This window comes from Pseudomonas sp. BRG-100 (genome assembly GCF_000737955.1).
GTDB classification, from domain to species: domain Bacteria; phylum Pseudomonadota; class Gammaproteobacteria; order Pseudomonadales; family Pseudomonadaceae; genus Aquipseudomonas; species Aquipseudomonas synxantha_A.
This window is the reverse complement of the sequence record NZ_JPRX01000001.1, coordinates 62,525-83,251: the sequence shown is the minus strand read 5'-3', so window position 1 is coordinate 83,251 and position 20,727 is coordinate 62,525. Positions and strand designations below refer to the sequence as shown.

Here is a 20,727-nt window from a genome sequence, read left to right as displayed (position 1 = left end):
GGAACGAAAAATGATGTGTGTGCGGGATATGCTTCCCGTTGAATAGTGGCGACGTTATCGGCTGGCGGGCCGGTAGGCCAATTCCCCTATTGGCGTACTCCCCTTGACGGTACCGGCTAAAAGCCGAACCCTTGGCCGATCTTTTGAGGGGAGCCAGTGATATGAGCCTGTTCCGGGAAATCGGCATGCACGCGGGATTGGGGCGCACCCTGTCACAAATCGGCACCGAACGGTTCTGGAAACAATTGGTGCTGTTATTGCACCAATGCCTGCCCTTCGATAACGCCCTGGCGATTTTCTACCCGCTGGACGGCCCGCCCCAGGCCCTTGAGGAGTACGACGCCCAGCCCAGCAGCAAACCGGCGTCGATGCTGGTGTACCTCAACGGTCTGTACCTGCTCGATCCGTTCTACCAGGCGTGCCGCGAGAACTATGCCAGCGGCGTGTACCGCCTGGAGGAAGTGGCGCCGGACCATTTTCGCCAGAGTGAGTACTTCCTCAACTACTTCCACGACAACGTGCTGGAAGACGAAGTGCAGTTGATCCTGCAATTGCCCGGCACGGGCACGCTTTCACTGTCCCTGGGTATGCAGCGACGCTTCAGCTTTGAGGAAACCGGGCTGTTGACCACACTGGCTGCTTGGGTGCTGCCATTGATGCAGCAGCACTGGCAGCAAAGCACTCAGCGAGCACCGGCAATAGACAGCCAGATTCGGGACGCGCTGAGTCATTTCGGCAGTGGTGTACTGTCGGACCGCGAGCTGGAAATCGCTCGCCTGGTGTTACGGGGTTTTTCCTCCAAGGCCATGGCCGAACGCCTCAAGATCTCGCCGGACACGGTCAAAGTGCACCGCAGGCACCTTTACGCCAAGCTCGATATCTCGTCACAGCCCGAGTTGTTTTCACTGTTTATCCAGTCGCTGGGGCATGACCTGGAGAACCCGTAGGCTTAATCCGAATGGAAGAAATTAATATGCTGCGGCAACAGATTTACACCATCAACGCGTACGGAAAAGTTCGGCCCTTCGGCATTGACTTTGATAGTCAATGTACTCACGCCGAACGCGTGGCTCAGTTGCACATCGCCCACCTCCACAGGCGGGCCTGGTTGAATATTGATTGCTGATATAGCGTGGTCCTTTAACATCAGGGACACATCGATCTCATCTTCTTTCGGATTGAAATTCAGGATCGTGTCCGGATCATCGCTGAGGGAGTCGGTGCTTTTTTCATATTTGAATGTATTGGCACCCTGACGCCCCACCAGCTGGTCGCCGCCTGCCCCGCCGACCAGCACTGAAGGCTCGCCGCGCCTGGCCTCCAGCCGTTCGCGCTGGTCTGTGCCACGTAACTCGGACTGGGTCCATGTACCGCCGATTGGAAGGCTTTCTATGGAAGACATATAAGTCACCTGTTGATAATCAGTTATGTGAGAGTGTTACGTGTTGCGGCCGAAATCTCTCACAGTGACACCCCTTCTTTCCATTCGGAATAGTTGACAGAAAATGTCTTAATCATGACGCCATTATTTATTTAACCAGTGGCCGGTTAATTATCTGAAAAGTGTCAATTACGTCCGGTGCGATATAAACCGACGTTGCACAACTTGATAGCAGCCAACGTAACCACGATGCGAAGCGAGCCGCTCTTGATCTTGACCTTGATCTGCTTTTGATCTTGATCTTAAGCGCCCCGTCAAACCACGCTGGCCGGAATTCGACAGGGATTTGGGGGGTAAACCGGCAGGGATGCCGGTTTAGCCGCCCCGCGCCATGGATGGCGCGTGGCGGCGGCCCCCCAAATCCCTGTCGGATTACGGGCACACCGAGCCTAAGCGAGGTGCCGAGTGGTGGGGCAAGAGCGCTTTGGTTATTTTCGCGCTTTTCGAAAGTGACCCGCTGTAAAAGCGGAACCAATAGTGGCCGTTACCCAAACAACGGATATGTACTCGGCTGATCCAGCACCCTGGTCGGCCCTGAGGCCGCCATCGGGAGCAAGTCGAATCCTGCGCCAGCACAGCGAACAAAATGCTTGAGATTGCCTAAATCTACCCGCCCCCCACAATGGCCAGACGACCATTCGAAGTAATGGCCTTTTGCCTAATCTGCTGTAGGACATGATCCACATCAAAATCAGGTAAAAGAACCGCCGAACGGGGCCGAAAAACTCACCTTGTACTTGCGAACGAATGCTATTTTTAAGTTCTTCGCCGTCTTGACCAACGAAGGTCCTGACCCCTGCCGCGAGCTAAAGGAAGCGCTCAATGAACAAGGTAGGCAACATGAACAAAGTGACTTTTCCCAATGCGTGCCAGTTGATGCGCTGGCATTTTCATCCGATGGGCTTCGAGGGGAGTATGGATGCCCCCGGCAGCATGATCGCCCGCCTGTTCGACCGCGCCAGCGGTGAAACATTGATCGCCATCGCCGGCATACCTTGCGCCACAGTGATGAACGCCGCTGATGTGGAGCGCATTATCGAGGCCGTGGAGGATGAGCTGGAGTGTTTTGTGCCGCCGTTGTCGTTGCGGGCCTGAATAGTATTTGTCAGCCGCCGATTACCTGATGCGGGAGCGGACAAGCCCCTCCCGCATTTTGCTGTGTGTCAGCTGAAGGTTCAGCGCTGATCGTCGAAAAACGCTTTCTTGCCATCCACCCGCTCGGATGCCCTGGGCACATTTACACCCTGGCCCTCCGACTTTTCCACATACCAGTAGCAGTGGCTGACCGCTCGGGTAATACCGACGTAGGCCAGTCGTAGTATTTCGTCCTTTTGCGCATTGTCGTACGGCTCGCTGTCACCTTCCTTTCCCAAGCCCGCCATGCGGTAGACCTGGTTTTTGTAGGGCGAGCTGGTGAGATGCTGGCAGTCCCCAAGCAGAAATACTGCATCGGCCTGCAGGCCCTTGGCGCTGTGGTAAGTGAGCTGTTTCAGACGGCGCTCGTGGATCGGCAAGCTAGAATCCACATTAACAACAGACTGAATATGCTCTTGAATCAGCAACTTATCGCTGCTTTTTCGATAAAGCATCAAGACCGTATCCCCGCGTTGATAATGCTCCAGCAACAGCCGGCCGAGCGCCGCGTCGTCGCGCTCCAGCACGGTGACCGGCACCAACGCCTTGGACTCGCCACTGGCCTTGGCCTTCTTGCCGGGGATGGCCGGTGCGGTGCGCACGATATGCTCGGCCGCGTCGATGATGTGTTGGTGGCTGCGGTAGTTCTCGCCCAGCATCACGCGAGTGGTGCTCGGTGCGACAAATTCCTGGTTGAACTCCATGAAGTACTTGGGCGAACTGCCGCGCCAGCCATAAATCGACTGCCAGTCATCGCCGACACACAGTAAGGATGAGCGTTGCGCCCCACGCCCGACGTGCATGGCCGGGCCGCGACTGCGGATTTCCCGCAGCGTGGCACGGATCCACGAGACAATCTGCGGCGATACATCCTGGAATTCGTCGATCATCAGGTGTGACATCGGCCGCAGCAAGGGATCACTGAGCAGCTTGAGGTTCTCCGGGGTATTTTCGCCAAACAGGGAAAACATTCGGTTGTAGGTCATGATCGGCGGTGATTGATCGAGCAGGTGGTCTTCCAGGGCCTTCCAGAAAATGCTCAAGGCCTCGAAGAACAACCGATCCGGGTCATCCTTGGCGAAGCTCATCTGGCCCACGGCCATCGGTACGTCCAGCCCGAGGTTCTCGATAAACCCGGCCGCCATGACAAAACTGTCCAGCAGCGGGGCCGAGGCGAGTTCACCCTTGACCTTGTAATCAAAGCCCGGCCCGGCCGTGGCTTCGCCGGCCAGACTGCTTAAAAGGCGCTTGGATGAATCGTAGTTATCAAGCCATATCAATGGCTTATGGCAGAAAGCTTGAAACAGGGTGCGCTTTACCGCCCACTCTGCGCGCACCGATAATTTTGAGTTTGGGCGGCTGATCCCGGCGTTTTCCCGCGCATCGAAACCTAATACGACCCAGGCATCCAACTGCGGGATATAGCCGTGGCAATGAAACTTGGCACCGTTGATTTCAAAGGTCTGACGGCTGGGTTCGATGCCTTTGATCGGCCAGGCGCCCGCGCGGAACCACAGGTCCTCGATCACGTCGCAGAGTTCTTCATCACGTTTGGCCGCCAACTCGGTCACGGCCATGCGCTTTTGCACGTCCGGATGATCGCGTTCCAGCTCCTTGAGCTGCAGGCCCTGGCGAGCCAGCGGCGCAATCAACTCGCGAAAACGCGCATGATGCCCCTGCAAACGGTGATAACAGGCGTTCATATGTTGGCGCTGGGCATCACTGATACGTAGATCGAAGGCATTGCTATCGGCGTCTTCGAAGCCGCCACTGAGGTTTTCAAAGGCTTGCAGCCGTTCAAAACCCGGCAGGCTGCGCACCATCGGCAGGATGCGCGAGTGAAACGTACGCACCACCGCCTGGGCTTGTTTCAGGTCAAGGGGTTGGCCCCACAGGCTCAGAATCTCCATGAGCTTGTTGATGAAGTCCTTGCGCGACTCGCGGGTGAACGTCACCACAGTCATCGAACTCAACTCAAAACCCAGGTAATGGGTGAGCAACAGGATACGCAACACCAGGGAGGTCGATTTACCTGCGCCGGCGCCCGCAATCACCGAGGTCGAGGGCGTGTCGCTGAAGATCATCTTCCACTGCGCTGTGCTCGGCTGCGCGTGGGCTGACAGCAGGCGTGCCACATCCGCCTTCATGCGCTTCTTCACATCGGCGGTGAGCGGCAATCGCCAATCGTCGAACAGGCTGTCATCCACACCGGGCGCTCGGTGCTCATCAGGGCGAAAGTCGCGAATCAACAGGACTTGCCGGCCCTCTTCAAGACCATCGGCCTTACCCTCGCGATACCCATATTCCACACCGGCTTCATGCCCATTGCGAAAACCGTCGGCCTGGCCATGCAGCCAGGAAAACCGGTGCTGCGCGCGCAAACGGGTGAGGCCATGGCCGAACAGGCGAGCGGCCAGCCGCTTCAATAACGGCATTTCAGCCAAGGGGCGCAGTTCAGGGGGCAGATCAGGCTTTTGTTGCGGCACGCGGACTCCTGCGATGAGCTTGGCTTTGACAAGGCCGCCATGGTCGCCGGAATCGACGCTCAGTTCCAGCCAATTGCTTTACGGTCATGTAGTTAGGCGATGAAGTGAAAGTTGAAGCAGGTTTAAATGATCGAATTGATGGATAGGAATCAGGCATTTTTTACGCTTTTTATCGATCATGCGCTGCTGGATGATGGGCTCATTCACAGGAGACGATCATGCTTGAACTTCGACCTTTCAACACCCTCGGCGGCGCCCATCATGGCTGGCTCGACGCCCATCACCACTTTTCATTCGCCGAATACCACGACCCCGAGCGTATGCACTGGGGCAATTTGCGGGTATGGAACGACGACATCATCGCGCCTGGCAGCGGTTTCCCCCAGCACCCGCACCGCGACATGGAAATCATCACCTACGTACGCGAAGGCGCAATCAGCCATGCCGATAACCTGGGCAACAAAGGCCGCACCGAGGCGGGCGATGTACAGGTGATGAGCGCTGGTACCGGGATCGCCCACAGCGAGTACAACCTGGAGGCCACCCCGACCAAGATCTTCCAGATCTGGATCATCCCGAATGAGGCCGGCTTGCCACCGTCCTGGGGTGCCAAGCCGTTTCCGCAAGGTAATCGTGAAGGCTTTGTGACGCTGGCCAGCGGCAAGGCTGGCGACAGTGAAAGCCTGCGCATTCGTGCCGATGCACGCTTGGTGGCGGCGAACCTGAAAGCTGGGGAAAGCGCCGAATACCGGCTGGACAACGGACGCCGGGCGTACCTGGTGCCGGCAACCGGCGTAATTGAAGTCAATGGTTTGCGCGCACAGGCGCGAGACGGCGTGGCCGTTGAGGATGAGCAAGTGTTGCGGGTGACGGCGATCGAGGACAGCGAGATCGTGCTGGTCGACCTGGCCTGATCTTGCATCATGCTGCTATCTAATGTGGGAGGGAGTTTGCTCCCGATGAGGTTATGCCAGTCAACACATCTGTGACTGACCCACCGCTATCGGGGGCAAGCCCCCTCCTACACAGTTACTGGGAAATTGCGCCGTCCACCAGCACCTGCGCCTCTTCCACCAGCTGCTTGAGGTGTTCTTCGCCGATAAAACTCTCGGCGTAGATCTTGTAGATGTCCTCGGTACCCGATGGCCGCGCAGCAAACCAGCCGTTTTCCGTCATGACCTTCAAGCCGCCAATCGCCTGGTTATTGCCCGGGGCATGGCTGAGGATCTGCTGGATGCTCTCGCCGGCCAATTGGGTGGACGTCACCTGCTCCGGCGACAGCTTGCCCAGCAGGGCTTTCTGCGCCGGGGTCGCCTTGGCATCCACGCGAATGGCAAACGGTTCGCCGAGTGCATCGGTCAGGCCGCGGTAGATCTGGCTGGGATCCTGGCCCTTGCGCGAGGTCATTTCCGCTGCGAGCAAGGCCGGGATCAGGCCGTCCTTGTCAGTGCTCCAGACCGTGCCGTCCTTGCGCAGGAACGAAGCACCAGCGCTTTCTTCGCCGCCAAAACCCAACGAGCCTTCGAACAAGCCATCGGCAAACCATTTGAAGCCCACCGGCACTTCATACAGGCGCCGGCCCATACGTGCAGCCACGCGATCGATCAGGCCACTGCTGACCACGGTCTTGCCCACCGCCGCATCGGCTCGCCAATCAGGACGGTTCTGGAACAGGTAATCGATGGACACCGCCAGGTAGTTGTTCGGCGCCAACAGGCCGCCGGAGGGCGTGACGATACCGTGACGGTCATGATCCGGGTCACAGGCAAACGCCACGTCAAAACGTTCCTTGAGACCAATGAGGCTCTGCATGGCGTAGCTGGAGGATGGGTCCATGCGGATCTGTCCATCCCAGTCCACGCTCATGAAGCGGAAGGTGGAATCCACTTCGGTGTTCACCACCTCCAGGTTCAGGCGGTAGTGCTCGGCAATCGCCGACCAGTAGCGCACCCCCGCCCCGCCCAATGGATCAACGCCCAGGCGCAGATCAGCGCTACGGATCGCGTCCATATCGATCACATTGATCAGGTCGGCTACATAGCTGTTGAGGTAGTCATGGCGATGAGTGGTGTCCGCCTTGAGCGCCTGGGCATGGGTGATGCGCTTGACCCCAGCAAGCTTGTTGGCTAGCAGTTCATTGGCTTTGGCTTCAATCCACTTGGTGACGTGGGTATCGGCCGGGCCGCCATTGGGCGGGTTGTACTTGTAGCCGCCACTCTGCGGCGGATTGTGCGACGGGGTGATCACAATGCCGTCCGCCAGGCCGCTGGTGCGGCCGCGGTTGTAGCAAATGATGGCGTGGGAAATCGCCGGGGTCGGTGTGTACTCATCGCCCTCAGCCAGCATGACGTGCACGCCATTGGCAGCCAGCACTTCCAGGGCACTGGCACCGGCCGGCGTGGACAATGCATGGGTATCCAGGCCAACGAACAACGGCCCTGTGATGCCTTGGGCTTCACGGTACAGGCAGATCGCCTGGCTGATCGCCAGCACATGCCATTCATTGAAGCTCAGCTCGAACGAACTGCCTCGGTGCCCGGAGGTACCAAAGGCTACACGCTGGGTAGAGATTGCTGCATCAGGCTGGCCGGTGTAATAGGCCGTGACCAGTCGCGGGATATCCACCAGCAACTGAGCCGGCGCCGGTTTGCCCGCAAAAGGACTGATAGTCATGCATAAACCTCGGAAAATAAGGATTCGGAAAAAATGACAGTTTACTCAGAGTTGGACTACTGAGCGATGTTATCGATCCCACAATTCGGAGAGAAGTTTCACACATTAATCGGTCTGTGCCTGGAGCAGCGCCTGAGCCAGCGCATTCAGGACAATATCCAGATTGGGGTGGCCGCTGAACGTATGACTCAAGCGCATATGCTGGTGATGCAAGCCTAAGAGGCTGAACAACTCCCCCGGCGCAATCACGACCTGCTGGGCGAGCATGCGCTGGAACACCAGACGCATATCCACCGGCACCACCGACTGCAACCAGAAACTTGCCCCGGCGATAGGCATTCGATAACTCACACGCCCTTGCATATGCACATCCAACCGATGGCTCATGGCTTGCGCCTGTTCCTGAAGGCGCTGGCATAACGTCTGCAAGTGCTGATCCAACCGCCCGCTCTCATATAGCCGAGCAATGGCGCGTTGCCGAATGGATGAAAGTCGAAATGAGCGCAGCAAAAACTGGCGCTGCAACTCACTGCCCATTTGCTGCGTCAGTAGGTACCCAAACGGCGCTTCTGGCCCCAACACCTTTTCGAACGAAGAAAACACAATCAGCCGCTGCGGGTTGACCAGGTTGCGCAAAGCCGTTTGCGACGACACGAAGCTCAGCTCACCAAACGTGTCGTTCTCCAGCAACCAACAGGCGTGCCGCTCCAGCAAATGCGCTACTTGCAGCCGTTCAGGTAGCGTCAGCGCGTTACCCGAGGGCATGCTGACCACGGAGGACAGCAGCACAAGGTGCACCGGTTCGTGCTTGAGCAGGTGCTCGAACGTGGCCAAGTCGAAGCTGCCATCGGCGTGCCAGGGCAGTTCGATAACCCGCACGCCAGCGCTTTGTAACAGGCGCAAGACCAGGTAATCGCAGGGCGATTCAGCCAGCACCACCGTACCCTCGAGGCCAAGCGTGTCGATCAGGATTTGCAGTACGCCCTGAAGATCGGCGCCGATATACACCTCGTCGGCCTGCCAGCAATGGCTAGGCGACGAGGTATAACGGGCCGCCAATGCCGCCCGTAATTCCCATACGCCAGAAGGTTGCGACGGTTGCAGGTGGTGTGGATACCTGCGCACCAGCTGGCGCTCCAGCGCAAGCAAAGCGCCATCCAGTGACCCCAACAACGCCGGCTCATCACCACTGAGCACAACCATGGTCGGGCGTCGCGCCGCCGCATACAGCCGCTCAAGCAGGTCGGCGCCCGCCATGACCGGCGGGTTTGTCGCCACAGGCCAGGCGAAATAGCCAGACTTGGCCACCGAGTAGACCCGCCCTTCCTTTTCCAGCAAAGAGTAAGCGTACTGAATCGTCGAGATCGACACGTTCATGCGTGTCGACAACTGACGCAACGACGGCAACTTGACCGGCGTTTCCAGGCTGACTTCGTTGATCAGGTTGATCATGTAGCGGTACACCGCCTGATAGGCAAAGTCTGCCTGCCGCTCTCCCCTCAGGTTCATCGCCGCTCACCGGCATCTATACGCCAATGCACGGTGCTAGCGCCCCGACACTTGGGCGATCCGGGCCTCGGGCCGGCTAAACAGTTGTTTGTGGATGCGAGAGCCGTGCGCAGCCGGCAATGTTCGCTTGCGATACAAATGCTGCAATAAGGCCAGCGGCAAACCACTGGTGTCTACCAGCCACTGATGCAACATGTCCGCAGCAGGCTTGCCCTGCAGCGCCTTGTGCAGTTCGGGCAGTGCCACCAACATGCCGGGATGGCATTGACGCAAGAAGCCCTCCAGCCGTTCGCCATGCTGAACGAAAGGCGCGAACAGCAGGCAAGTCAACTGACTTTCATCCAGACCAAAAAACGCCTGGGCGTAGGTGGTCGACAATACCCGCCCATCCGGGCTGGACGCCTCGGTGATCAACTCAATGGGGACGCGTCTGCGCAGCATGTAGTCTGCCGCGTGACGAACAAAACCTTCGACACCGTGCTCATAGGAGAGCTCACGCAGGCATTGGGCCTGCAAGCCGTACATATGTGCCATGAGCAATGGGTTTGGATAGGCTGGGTGGCTGAACTGGAACTCGAACGGGTCGCGCTTGTGAGCCAGAAACTCCGTAAGCAGCGGCGCGCGCGCGACGTCGACATCGTCGAGCAGGTCGGCAATACCGATGTAGGCCAAATGCCGGTGCCCGCCCCGGCCTGGGTTCTCGGTGCCCGCGTAGTGCTCGCCATAGAGGTCGCGGTAGCAGCCGACGCTCCATTCTTCCATGCGTGCAAACAACCCGTTGAGCGATGTCGGCTTGCCGGGCGCGAACGCGAGACCGGTTGCCAGGGCATTTTTCTTCAGCCACGCGATGTATTGGCTTTGCTTGCGCACCGAATCGCCGCTGACCACCGCGTGCACACCGCCGTTCCAGGTAGCAACCCGCTGATAGAAATCGCCAAGGGCCAGATACGTGTCGTTGCGCAGGATGGCGCGAATGTCCCCGGACGTCAGGTGCCCTATCATCAGCATATTGCGCTGGCTGACTTCACGCCCGGCACTGGACGCCGGGCGCTGATGATTAAAGGGCAGTACTTCATGGTTTTCGACCATCAGCAGTTCAACCCGAGAATCATCATGGAAGAACAACGCGCCATAGCCCTGGTGCAGTGAATCAAGCGTTGCCTGAGTCATACCCGGATGCCGCAACGTTGCCACGCGCAGATGAAAAGTCTTGGGTGCACGCCCGGCGATGCTCAGTTGCGCCGCACGCAACAGCGCCAGGGTGTAGCTGCTGACCTCACCCCCGCCGTGAGCAATCAGCACTTTGTAGTTGCCTACTTGTTCCATGCCACCGGCCGCTACCACAATTCGCTGGATCAACAGTTGCAGTGCGGTACGTTCGTCACGGGTAAAGTGCCCGACCAACCGTTGCAGAACTTGCTGGTAAACATAGTTCATGGCTTGCTCATGAATAGCGCTCATCGTTCTACTACCTGAATTGAAATATTAGCTTCAAGCAATTATCAATTGTCATTGCTCGACCCATTACATCTATAAGTTTGTCGTCAGTTGCATCGTGCGAGGTTGATTCAACATTAGCACCCTGCAACAAAATCGCAGGACCACTCACCGGAGCAGTCAATGGCGCCACCGATGCTGAGTCGTGGGCGTGCACGGCTTCCAGCGCGGCTGGCCGCATGTCTTAGGAATATTCCGACAACGCCCTACACCACTTTAACTAAGCAACTAAGGAAACGTCCGACGCATATTAGTTACCCGCTCATTGTTGGCTCAGGTAAAGCGACTGCGTATTTGTTTTGCACTTTCGAGAAGGCGACCCGTGCATCGCTAGTTTCAGAGGTGCGAGACGTTAATGTCAGGTATTCAATCATTGCTCAATCCTTGAGATGACAGCGAAGACACAATTATCGGCACTCAAATAATGATTAACAGATACAGAACAACGCCTGAAAGCAGTTCAGATGGGCAGGCGACCGAACTTTTTTGGCGCGCACGCAACAGCGCCGCGCTGGAATTCAGGGCGGCGTAAGGAAAAAAGGTATTGTTTGCAGGGCGCAACACCCTCGCGGCGGCTCAACCCCGATGCGGGTTAAGCCCTGTCAAATGGCGCATTTGCCTCATAGGCCCAGACGCCAACGTATTCATTTACGAATACTCCTACAGCTCAAACAGCTTCAACCTGCAACGCCACACGCTCGCGACACGGGCATTCGTCCATGTATCGATGTGCTTCGACGAACTTACCGAACGGAAACACCGTGGTTTTCAGTGGGACCAGCACCCGATCGGCCGTCAGTTGGTTGATCTCACGCAAGGCGCGCTGCACTGCCACCTGGTCCTGGATGATGCCCAGCTCCGGCTTGCCCGTGAAGTTGCCGATACAGTGCACGAAGAACTGAATGTTCTTCTGGAACGCCGCACAGGCCGGGAACGGCGTCTGGTTGCCGCCTTGCAGGCCATACAGCACCAAGCTGCCACGCGGTGCCAGCACATCACCGAGCAGCGACATCTGCGGGCCACCCAGGCCATCGAATACCACGTCCACGCCACGGTTATCGGTGAACTTGTTGATCTGCATGAGCAGGTCTTGTTCTTCGGTGACGATGACTTTTTCTGCCCCAAGGGACAGCAGGTATTCGCGCTCGGCACTGTCTTTGGTAGCGGCGATCACCCGCACACCCAAGGCCTTGCCCAGTTGTACAAACGATGGGCCGGAACAATGGCTGGCATCGGTCACCAAGGCAAACTGCCCCGGTTTGACCCGCGCCAGATCCATGTAGGCAAAGTAGGCAATCAGCAACGGCGTGTAGTGCACGCTGGCTTCAATCGGGCTCAACACATCCGGGTACCGGGTCAGGGCCGAACGGGGCAGGACTATTAGCTCGCCGTACACCGGGTAATCATTGGGGCTCTCGGCCGGAAAACTGGCCACCTTATCGCCCACTGCCAAGTCATCCACGCCGTCACCGAGGGCGACAACAACGCCGGCCATTTCATGACCAAGGCCCGAAGGCAGGCGCGCATGGGAAGACGCCAAGTTCTGGCGCCACAGAATGTCGTACCAACTGATGCCAATTGCCTCGACACGCACCTGCACTTCGCCCGGTGCGGGCTGCGCGGCTGCATGCTCTTCGCATTTGAGCACCTCGGCCGGACCAAACTTGTGAAAACGGATCGTGCGGGACATCGCAAACCTCGTCAAAGTAACCTCTAATGCCATGAACTTTATCTGGGCTTTCCAGGTAAGACCACCGGTCGCCATTAATAGTCGACATGTCTGTCATTGATTCCGCGAAGGAGGAGCAGACCTCAACTATCGTAGGAAAAATCAATTAGCCGGTGCAGAGTACCAGCCTTTCCCCGTAAGATTCATGCCGGTCATGCTTCTGAATAGGACCTTATGGGTTCCTGTGTGACCGCTCACATCAAGTTTGCAGACTCTTCCAGGACACAAGATGAACCGTAACGACCTGCGTCGTGTCGACCTTAACCTCTTGATCGTATTCGAAACCTTGATGCATGAGCGCAGTGTGACCCGCGCGGCCGAGAAATTGTTCCTCGGCCAGCCGGCCATCAGCGCGGCCTTGTCGCGCCTGCGTGGGCTGTTCGATGACCCGCTGTTCGTGCGCACCGGGCGCAGCATGGAACCCTCGGCCCGCGCCGTGGAAATCTTCGCCCTGCTCTCCCCGGCCCTGGACTCGATTTCCACCGCCGTCAGCCGCGCCGCCGAATTCGATCCCGCCACCAGCACCGCCGTGTTCCGCATCGGCCTGTCCGATGACGTGGAATTTGCCCTGCTTCCGCAATTGCTCAAACGCCTGCGTTCCGAAGCCCCCGGCATTGTGCTGGTGGTACGCCGCGTCAATTACATCCTGATGCCCAGTCTGCTCGCCTCCGGTGAAATCTCCATCGGCGTCAGCTACACCGCCGACCTGCCGGCCAATGCCAAACGCAAGGTACTGCGGCGCAGCCTGCCAAAACTGCTGCGCGCCGACAGCGTGCCCGGCTCGCTGAGCCTGGACGACTTCTGCTCACGCCCCCATGCATTGGTGTCATTCGCCGGCGACCTGAGCGGGTTTATTGATGAAGAGCTGGAGAAACTCGACCGCAAACGCCACGTAGTACTGGCCGTGCCGCAGTTCAACGGGCTGGGCACGTTGCTGGCGGGCACCGACATTCTGGCCACAGTGCCGGATTATGCGGCTGAAGCGTTGACCGCGGCGGGAGGGTTGCGCGCCGAAGACCCGCCGCTGCCCGTGCGCTCGTTTGAGCTGCATATGGCATGGCGGGGGTCGCAGGATAATGATCCGGGGGAGCGGTGGTTGAGGTCGCGGATTCAGATGTTTTTCGGGGATCCTGAGAGTCTTTAGGCTTTGTCTGGCAGGCTGTTCGACTGATCATTTCTGCCTTTCCACAAACCATGGAGCTCCGTTCACTTCCAGTGGATTGCTGCATTGGGGGCATATCTGAGGGCATGCTTTGGATCGTTTGAAAGAATGCCCCCAGTCTAAGGCCCAACAGTTCCGTTCTCGAAAAGTCTCCCATGCGCCGTTCCCAGCCGCCGTGAGCGGTAGTCGATGACCTCAGTTAATGGCTGAACCTCCGTACGAAAAAAGTGGGGATAGTCGTTTGATCGCCAATCATGGTGGCGCACCATCAATGGATGTGTCCGTTAGCTTGCGCTTGCACTTCACAAAGCCCGCGTGCCAAAGCGGCGGCAGGTGATCGTCTACAACGACGCCGAGGGACGGCAGGACACTGCCTACGCCACCCCGTAGCGCCGATACAGGGGGGCGGATCCGGCACATTCGCTCAAGCGCTGGAAATAGTCCGCCACTGCCGACAAACACGAATGCTCTAATGGCGTGTCGAACCAGCGATTGACCGAAAGCCCCACAGAAATATCTGCCTGGGTATGTCAGCCGTATCTATAAATGGGGGCGGAAGGCTCCGTTAGACTCAGGTTGTTGTCAGACAGGCCTCATTACTGATGCTTGAAATTACTGAGGATGGCTCACGTAAATGCCGCGACGTTCAGATGAAATACGCTAAGCATTAAATCTCGAGCTGAAATGACATTTCCATCCAAGATCGTTCAACTTTCCGATCACCTGCTCAGCCAAGCCATTGGCTCAAGCGTTAGAAATATTGGATACTGCCATTGCGCCAGCACCCATCTTTCAAGGTTGAAATGACACATGGCAAGGAAGAAAGCAAAAAACTCCGGTGGCACCGGCATACTTATTATTTTTGCTCTGGCATTGAGTGCGCTCGCTGCTATCCCCAAAAATGCCTGGATAGCGATCGGTGTCATAGCGGGTATCGGCACGATTATGTGGCTGCTGGCCGAACGCGGAAAACGCCGGCTCAATCAGCTTCAAACATCGGCTGCAAAGAATGTACGCCCGCAAAAGCCACAAGGCTTAGGCGTAACGTTTTCCATGCGTGAAGTCACGACGAGCAATAGGGACAATGAGGAAAGCCCCGAGTTTTATACGGTGCAACTCGGCTCTACCCCTGCCAATACCTTTAAAATTCCAAGTATCAGCTCACAGAAGGTCGACGCCCGCTGGGTGCCTGCTGGCGAAATCATCGAAGTTGCCGGTTTCTCCCTGCCTGGCGGCATGTTTTATATCGGGAGCACACTCGGTAGCAGACATGATGCTCAAGAGCCTTCACTCATCAACCCAAAGCTTCGGATTGCCAAGAATTACGTCGACCTCAACGAGCGGCTGATGTCTTATTGGCCGAGTTTTCACTCCATTACACCGCAAGCGCGGCGCGGATACCTACAATGGCTCGCAGGTGGGCGTAGTGATCCGTTGGCAGATACCGGTTATGTATTTTTGTTTTTCTACGGTTTGGAACGTCGAGCCCTCATTGATCCCATTTACGATTCAAAGGTGAATAATGAGGTTCCTCTTATAGTCGACGAGGTCCGGCGCCTACTGAGTATTTATAGAGGAAATGGGTCATTCCGAGGCTATGCAGAAGGCTTCCTTGACTACCTGGGCAACCGCGCTGTTGACGCGAATCTCTACCTTGGCCTGCCACCCAACGTGGCCGAGCACAACTACGAAATGCCTCTGCCGCTGCGCATTGGTTTAGGTCAGCACGCGGCCAATAAGCATCCGCTGAATGCCGATTGGGCACTGGCATGGGCGTTGGCCGACCCCAACATCAGTAAACGCACGCCAGTCATACGCTGCAAAGATGTGTTTTCACGCCTGTTCAAGCTCAAGTACGAAAACGCTTATCCTGCGGGCCTGACGCTGGCGCAGAACAAAACCAAGCTCAAGGCCAGCTATCGCCCTGCCTCTGCCGTAATAAAGGCCCCCACGCTTACCCTAGGGGATCTGCCTGACGTCATGGCAACCTCGGGCACACGTAAAATTTTGCAACTGCTGGTCGAGCAATGCACCAGCGAAGTTGAGCCCTACAGCCGTTATTTGGGAAGAAACCCTGAAAGCGCAGAGGCACTTGAGGGGCTCCTGCAGCTTCCTGTCGCACTCTGGCCGAAGGCAGCCCACGATGAATTGGATGAGTTGCAGTCCAGGATTGGTAACGACCTGGTCGTCATGAGTTTTGGAGAGCTCGCAGGGCGCTTTAAAAGCGCGGGCGCATTGTCTCGAGACAAAGTACTCGCTCTGGCCCGCGCATTGGAGTCGCTGCATATTGGAATGGAACCCGACGTACTGGGTGGTAGCAAGACGCCAAAAGCCGAGGACCGGATCGCGTTGTTTGTAACCCAGCCTGAAGATGGATCACTCCGTGCGTCTGCTGCATACAACGCTGCATCGGTAACCCTTGATTTGGCCAGTGCAGTGGCTTCGGCCGACGGTGATACCTCCAACGAAGAAATCACACTGCTTGCTCAGCATATCGATTCATGGAGTCACTTGAGCGGTGCCCATCACAAACGCCTCAAAGCACATCTGCAAATCCAACTCCAACAACCGCCCACGCTTGCCAGCCTTAAGAAAAAGCTCGATCCCTTGCCCGTCGATGCAAAACGCACCATTGCGGGCTTCCTCGCTCATCTGGCGCAGGCCGATGGCATCGTCAGCCCTGCGGAAGTGAAGTTGCTGGAGCGTGTGTATAAGGCACTGCAATTGGATAGCCAGTTGCTTTACAGCGACCTCCATGGGGCGGCAGCCGGTGTGGGTATTGCCGTGACGCCTGCCACCACTTACCCATCCGCCGAACCCGGCGCGCAGCCTGCCTCATCTTCGAAACAAGGTTTCGTCCTTGATCATGATCGGATTGCACAGCTTCAGCGGGAGACGGCGGAGGTCTCCGCCCTCCTCGCCAAGGTGTTCACTGAGGATCAGGTTGAGGAGGCGGAGCGGCCGACTGAAAGCGCTGAACCGAATTCCGAGTCGAGCGCGGACGTGCCTGGGCTTGACCTGGAACACTCGGCCTTCCTCCGCCTGTTGATCTCTCGCCCGGAATGGAGCCGCGCAGAACTGGAAACCGCTGCCAGCGACATGGAGCTGATGCTCGATGGCGCTCTGGAACAAATCAACGACATGGCTTTTGAACGATTCGACATGCCCGTCACAGAAGGCGACGACCCAGTCGAGATAAACACAGACATCCTGGAAGAATTAGCCCTATGAGCACTATCAGAGCCAAGGATCGCGATGCGGTCATTCAATCGTTACGCGCGGGCGTAGTGCCACGTGTTGGTCAGCACCTGATTCAGGTTGGCCGTGTAGGTGAGCTTGATGCTCTGATCAAGGATGTCGAACGTCTGGTGGAGAGCGGATCAGCGTTTCGGGTGGTGATAGGCGAGTACGGCGCAGGTAAAACGTTCTTTCTGAACCTGGTTCGTGCTATCGCCATGGAACGAAAACTCGTGACCATGCATGCCGACTTGAACCCTGACCGCCGGTTGCACGCCACTGGGGGGCAAGCTCGCTCGCTTTACTCCGAACTAGCCAAGAACATGTCAACGCGCACAAAGCCTGACGGTGGTGCCATGCAAGGCATCGTGGAGAAATTCATCTCCCAGGCCAAAACAGAAGCCAAGGCAGCGGGTACCGACAGCGAGACAGTTATTCGTAAGCACTTGGCCGAGTTGACCGAGATGGTCAATGGGTACGACTTTGCCGAGGTGATCGCTGCCTATTGCCGCGGTTTTGAGGAAGGCAATGAGCAACTGAAGGCCGACGCCATTCGTTGGCTGCGCGGAGAATTCACTACAAAAACCGATGCCCGCGCTGCCTTGGGCGTGCGGACCATCATTGATGACGCCTCCGTCTACGACCAGCTCAAGTTGCTTTCCAGATTCGTCAGGCTCGCAGGGTTCGGTGGCCTGATGATCTGCCTCGACGAACTGGTTAACCTCTACAAACTGGCGAATACGCAGGCTCGTAATGCCAACTACGAACAGATCCTCCGCATCCTCAACGACTCATTGCAAGGGTCATCCGAAGGGTTGGGTTTCGTACTGGGCGGCACGCCCGAGTTTTTGATGGACACTCGTCGAGGGTTATTCAGCTACCCTGCCCTGCAGTCGCGATTGGCTGAGAACTCGTTTGCCAAAACCGGACTGGTGGATCTCTCAGGGCCGGTCATTCGCCTTACCAGTCTTACCCCTGAAGACTTCTACGTACTGCTTCAAAAACTCCGCTACGTATATGCCGGCGGCGATGCTGAAAAGTATTTGCTGCCTGACGAGGCGCTTCCTCTGTTTATGGCTCACTGCAACCAACGCCTAGGGGAAGCCTACTTCCGCACACCGCGTACCACGATCACAGCGTTCATCAATCTACTGGCCATCCTGGAGCAAAACCTAGGGGCCGATTGGCGAACACTGCTAGGGGCAGTCGAGGTCGCCAAGGATTCCGGCGGTGAAGATGATATGAAGGTCGATGCGGACGATGAACTTGCCACCTTCACACTCTGATTCATCAGGCTTCGAACAGCTAGAGCCCCGAATCCAGCGCTGGATTTGGGCTGAAGGTTGGACCTCCCTTCGCGACGCCCAGGAATGGGCCGTGCCTGTTCTGGTGCACGCCGATCAGGACGTCATCATCGCCGCAGCAACAGCCGCTGGCAAAACCGAAGCCGCCTTCTTGCCCATCCTGACGAATCTGCTCAATAACGATGATCCGCCTGGTGCGGTGCTGTATATCAGTCCGCTCAAGGCCTTGATTAACGATCAATGGGACAGGTTAAGCCGACTCTGTGAGCAGCTTGAGATCCCTGTTGTCGCTTGGCACGGAGATGTTTCATCCAGCAAAAAACACCGTTTTCTCAAATCATCTGAGGGCGTGCTGCTAATCACTCCCGAATCTCTTGAAGCATTGTTCGTCAACCGTGGTTCAAGTCTCGGCGGGGTATTCCAACGCCTGCGCTATATCGTCGTGGACGAGCTACACGCTTTCATCGGCAGTGAGCGAGGCAAACAACTTCAGTCATTGATGCACAGGGTTGAACTTGCTGCGGGGAGGCGCCTCCCCAGGGTTGGGCTTTCAGCCACCCTCGGCGATATGAAGATGGCGTCAGCGTTTTTGCGCCCAGCCAATGCCGATAACGTTACCGTTATTGAATCGAAAAACGCTAACCAGACACTTCAGGTGCAAGTTCGCGGCTACATTCAGCCGCCAATGAGCGAGCTTAAAAAGAAACCTGGTCAACCCAATGAGCAGGAGGGGAATGAAGACGAAACGGAAAATGAGGCAAGCCCCGACTTCGCGATTGCTGAGCATCTCTACCAGGTACTACGCGGCAGCAATAACTTGATATTCCCGAATAGTCGGTCCCAGGTTGAATGGTACGCAGACCAACTGCGCCGACGATGCGAGAAAGACGGCGTGGCCAACGAGTTCTGGCCTCATCACGGCAGTCTCTCGAAAGACCTGCGGGAGCAGGCTGAACATGCACTGAAAGCCGGCGACCGGCCAGCATCTGCGATTTGCACTACAACACTTGAACTCGGAATAGACATCGGCAGTATCAAAACGGTGGTGCAAATTGGTGCCCCACCTTCGGTGGCAAGTCTGCGTCAACGTTTAGGGCGTTCCGGCAGACGCCCAGGAGAGAAAGCAACGCTACGCGTTTACTGTAAAGAATCACCGCTCACGGATAAATCTGGCTTATCTGATCAATTACGCCAAGGGTTGGTACAAACCATTGCCATGGTTCGACTGCTGACCAGAGGTTGGTTTGAACCTCCCAGAGCGCAGGGCATTCATGCCTCCACCTTGGTTCAGCAATGCCTTTCCATCATTGCTCAATGCGGCGGCGCTTCGGCTGCCGACCTATGGAAAAACTTGATTGCTGAAGGAGCATTTCAAGGTATTGAAAAGCCGGACTTTGTGAAACTACTCAAATCTCTGGGTGAGCACGAATTGATTGTCCAAGACAGCTCAGGATTGCTGCTGCCTGGAACAGTTGGCGAGCGCATGATCAATCACTATGAGTTCTACAGCGCATTCACCAGCGATGAAGAATTCCGTCTGGTATGCGACGGTAAAGCCTTGGGCTCGGTCCCCGTTAGCCGTCCGCTGACCAAAGACCAACGCATTATCTTCGGTGGCCGTCGATGGCAAGTGCGTGATGTTGACCTGCAGGCCAAGGTCATCATCGTCTCAGCGGCACGCGGCGGTGCTCCTCCACAGTTCGATGGCTTGGGCGCAATGGTACATGACGCCGTACGCGCGGAGATGCGAGCAGTCTTGGCGGACTCCAGCCCCTGCCCTTTTATCGATCATGGTGCCAAAGCTTTACTCGAGGAGGCCCGGAAAACTTTTGCCTTATTGGGGCTTGGTGAGCGGTACCTTATCGAGTCGGGTGGGAAATGTTATTTGATCAGTTGGTTGGGGGATTACGCTAATGATGCACTACGCCTGCTGCTCAATCATGTAGGTTTATCTTGTGATAATTCGGGCTTAGCTATAGAGATCGACGCGAGCATTGATCAGGCAAAAAATGCACTCGCGGATGTGGGAGGTCTGGATCCAAGCGATCTCAGCTCGATACTCTCAGATGTGGAGAACATGTTGCGCGAAAAATGGGATTGGGCGTTGCCAGAGACGCTGCTTATAAAATCTTTCGCATCCATATCGCTCGATATCTCAACCGCAGTTTGTTTTGCCCAGAGACAGTCGATGAGCTGAATCTAAACCTTGAGAGGTTGATGTTTTCAGACAATCTGCTGTCCGAACAACACCAAGGCATATCCAGACAACTCCCCCTACCGCCTGACTTCCATTTTGTAAAACAAATTCTCAACCATCAACCGGCGCCGATCAGACGTGACTGCCTCCTGAATCGGTCGCGGTAGGAATGGCAGTTACCTGCCCCCCCCCCCGCACAGATCCGTACGTGCGAAACTACCGCATACGGCTCCTGCCTTGGGTACGTGACGCGAAGCAATCCTCAGGGTAAGGAAGTGCATTTCTAGGTCTTGGTATGTAGAGGTCGGCAAGGCGTCCGTAGCGTGACCATGAAGCCGATTACGCTGGCTGCGACGTT

At 56.8% G+C, this 20,727-nt stretch carries 13 protein-coding genes and 1 pseudogene; 7 read left to right on the top strand and 7 right to left on the bottom strand.

The annotated features are described in order from the left end of the window. The first annotated feature begins 161 nt into the window (after positions 1 to 161). On the top strand, positions 162 to 947 hold the full coding sequence (locus tag JH25_RS26415) for a helix-turn-helix transcriptional regulator (RefSeq protein ID WP_005788457.1): 786 nt from the start codon (positions 162 to 164) through the stop codon (positions 945 to 947). Between the two features lie 2 nt (positions 948 to 949). Here JH25_RS26415 and JH25_RS26420 read toward each other — a convergent pair whose 3' ends face one another. Further along, a complete protein-coding gene (locus tag JH25_RS26420) occupies positions 950 to 1,402 on the bottom strand; it encodes a M10 family metallopeptidase C-terminal domain-containing protein (protein WP_032875250.1) in 453 nt (150 codons plus the stop codon). 861 nt (positions 1,403 to 2,263) lie between these two features. Here JH25_RS26420 and JH25_RS26425 point away from each other — a divergent pair. Continuing rightward, complete coding sequence (locus tag JH25_RS26425; protein ID WP_005788459.1) at positions 2,264 to 2,536, top strand: DUF1652 domain-containing protein; 273 nt, start codon at positions 2,264 to 2,266, stop codon at positions 2,534 to 2,536. Positions 2,537 to 2,616: 80 nt separating this feature from the next. On the opposite strand, the gene JH25_RS26430 is transcribed toward JH25_RS26425, so the two are convergent. Beyond that, entirely contained in the window at positions 2,617 to 5,061 is a 2,445-nt protein-coding gene (locus JH25_RS26430; protein ID WP_032875249.1) for a UvrD-helicase domain-containing protein, read from the bottom strand. A 218-nt stretch (positions 5,062 to 5,279) separates the two neighbouring features. Between JH25_RS26430 and JH25_RS26435 the strand changes: the two genes are divergently transcribed. After that, positions 5,280 to 5,975 carry a pirin family protein gene (locus JH25_RS26435; RefSeq protein WP_032875247.1) on the top strand — a complete coding sequence of 232 codons (696 nt, stop codon included), beginning with the start codon at positions 5,280 to 5,282 and terminating at the stop codon, positions 5,973 to 5,975. Positions 5,976 to 6,090: 115 nt separating this feature from the next. On the opposite strand, the gene pgm is transcribed toward JH25_RS26435, so the two are convergent. The 4 genes from pgm to JH25_RS26455 all read right to left on the bottom strand — a co-directional run bounded on the left by pgm (position 6,091) and on the right by JH25_RS26455 (position 12,430). Continuing rightward, entirely contained in the window at positions 6,091 to 7,734 is a 1,644-nt protein-coding gene (gene pgm, locus JH25_RS26440; protein WP_032875244.1) for a phosphoglucomutase (alpha-D-glucose-1,6-bisphosphate-dependent), read from the bottom strand. Between the two features lie 105 nt (positions 7,735 to 7,839). Further along, positions 7,840 to 9,243, bottom strand: coding sequence for an aminotransferase-like domain-containing protein (locus JH25_RS26445; RefSeq protein WP_032875242.1), 1,404 nt, complete (start codon positions 9,241 to 9,243; stop codon positions 7,840 to 7,842). Between the two features lie 36 nt (positions 9,244 to 9,279). Continuing rightward, positions 9,280 to 10,704: a hypothetical protein gene (locus JH25_RS26450; RefSeq protein ID WP_177327387.1), complete on the bottom strand. Its 1,425-nt coding sequence runs from the start codon at positions 10,702 to 10,704 to the stop codon at positions 9,280 to 9,282. Positions 10,705 to 11,407: 703 nt separating this feature from the next. Next, entirely contained in the window at positions 11,408 to 12,430 is a 1,023-nt protein-coding gene (locus JH25_RS26455) for a zinc-dependent alcohol dehydrogenase family protein (RefSeq protein ID WP_032875235.1), read from the bottom strand. A 268-nt stretch (positions 12,431 to 12,698) separates the two neighbouring features. Here JH25_RS26455 and JH25_RS26460 point away from each other — a divergent pair, with 268 nt between their 5' ends. Further along, the gene (locus JH25_RS26460) at positions 12,699 to 13,613 is read left to right on the top strand and encodes a LysR family transcriptional regulator (RefSeq protein WP_032875232.1); all 915 of its coding nucleotides are present in this window, start codon (positions 12,699 to 12,701) and stop codon (positions 13,611 to 13,613) included. A 392-nt stretch (positions 13,614 to 14,005) separates the two neighbouring features. Here the strand turns inward: JH25_RS26460 and JH25_RS28950 are convergent. Next, positions 14,006 to 14,158: pseudogene (locus JH25_RS28950) on the bottom strand (glutathione S-transferase); the annotation flags it as partial. A gap of 283 nt (positions 14,159 to 14,441) precedes the next feature. Between JH25_RS28950 and JH25_RS26465 the strand changes: the two are divergent. The 3 genes from JH25_RS26465 to JH25_RS0126725 are packed head-to-tail and all read left to right on the top strand — an operon-like array spanning position 14,442 to position 20,369. Continuing rightward, the gene (locus JH25_RS26465; protein WP_032875229.1) at positions 14,442 to 16,862 is read left to right on the top strand and encodes a tellurite resistance TerB family protein; all 2,421 of its coding nucleotides are present in this window, start codon (positions 14,442 to 14,444) and stop codon (positions 16,860 to 16,862) included. Continuing rightward, a complete protein-coding gene (locus JH25_RS26470) occupies positions 16,859 to 18,154 on the top strand; it encodes an ATP-binding protein (RefSeq protein WP_032875226.1) in 1,296 nt (431 codons plus the stop codon). Before JH25_RS26465 ends, JH25_RS26470 begins: the two co-directional genes overlap by 4 nt. Next, positions 18,129 to 20,369 (top strand): DEAD/DEAH box helicase, encoded by a 2,241-nt coding sequence (locus tag JH25_RS0126725; protein WP_081883349.1) that lies wholly within the window; start codon positions 18,129 to 18,131, stop codon positions 20,367 to 20,369. Before JH25_RS26470 ends, JH25_RS0126725 begins: the two co-directional genes overlap by 26 nt. Positions 20,370 to 20,727 lie beyond the last annotated feature (358 nt).

Excerpts from the sequence above, each read along its gene's own strand:
- JH25_RS26415 (WP_005788457.1), top strand. The coding sequence starts at position 162 with ATGAGCCTGTTCCGGGAAATCGGCATGCACGCGGGATTGGGGCGCACC.
- JH25_RS26420 (WP_032875250.1), bottom strand. The coding sequence starts at position 1,402 with ATGTCTTCCATAGAAAGCCTTCCAATCGGCGGTACATGGACCCAGTCC.
- JH25_RS26425 (WP_005788459.1), top strand. The coding sequence starts at position 2,264 with ATGAACAAGGTAGGCAACATGAACAAAGTGACTTTTCCCAATGCGTGC.
- JH25_RS26435 (WP_032875247.1), top strand. The coding sequence starts at position 5,280 with ATGCTTGAACTTCGACCTTTCAACACCCTCGGCGGCGCCCATCATGGC.
- pgm (WP_032875244.1), bottom strand. The coding sequence starts at position 7,734 with ATGACTATCAGTCCTTTTGCGGGCAAACCGGCGCCGGCTCAGTTGCTG.
- JH25_RS26445 (WP_032875242.1), bottom strand. The coding sequence starts at position 9,243 with ATGAACCTGAGGGGAGAGCGGCAGGCAGACTTTGCCTATCAGGCGGTG.
- JH25_RS26450 (WP_177327387.1), bottom strand. The coding sequence starts at position 10,704 with ATGAGCGCTATTCATGAGCAAGCCATGAACTATGTTTACCAGCAAGTT.
- JH25_RS26455 (WP_032875235.1), bottom strand. The coding sequence starts at position 12,430 with ATGTCCCGCACGATCCGTTTTCACAAGTTTGGTCCGGCCGAGGTGCTC.
- JH25_RS26460 (WP_032875232.1), top strand. The coding sequence starts at position 12,699 with ATGAACCGTAACGACCTGCGTCGTGTCGACCTTAACCTCTTGATCGTA.
- JH25_RS26465 (WP_032875229.1), top strand. The coding sequence starts at position 14,442 with ATGGCAAGGAAGAAAGCAAAAAACTCCGGTGGCACCGGCATACTTATT.
- JH25_RS26470 (WP_032875226.1), top strand. The coding sequence starts at position 16,859 with ATGAGCACTATCAGAGCCAAGGATCGCGATGCGGTCATTCAATCGTTA.
- JH25_RS0126725 (WP_081883349.1), top strand. The coding sequence starts at position 18,129 with ATGAACTTGCCACCTTCACACTCTGATTCATCAGGCTTCGAACAGCTA.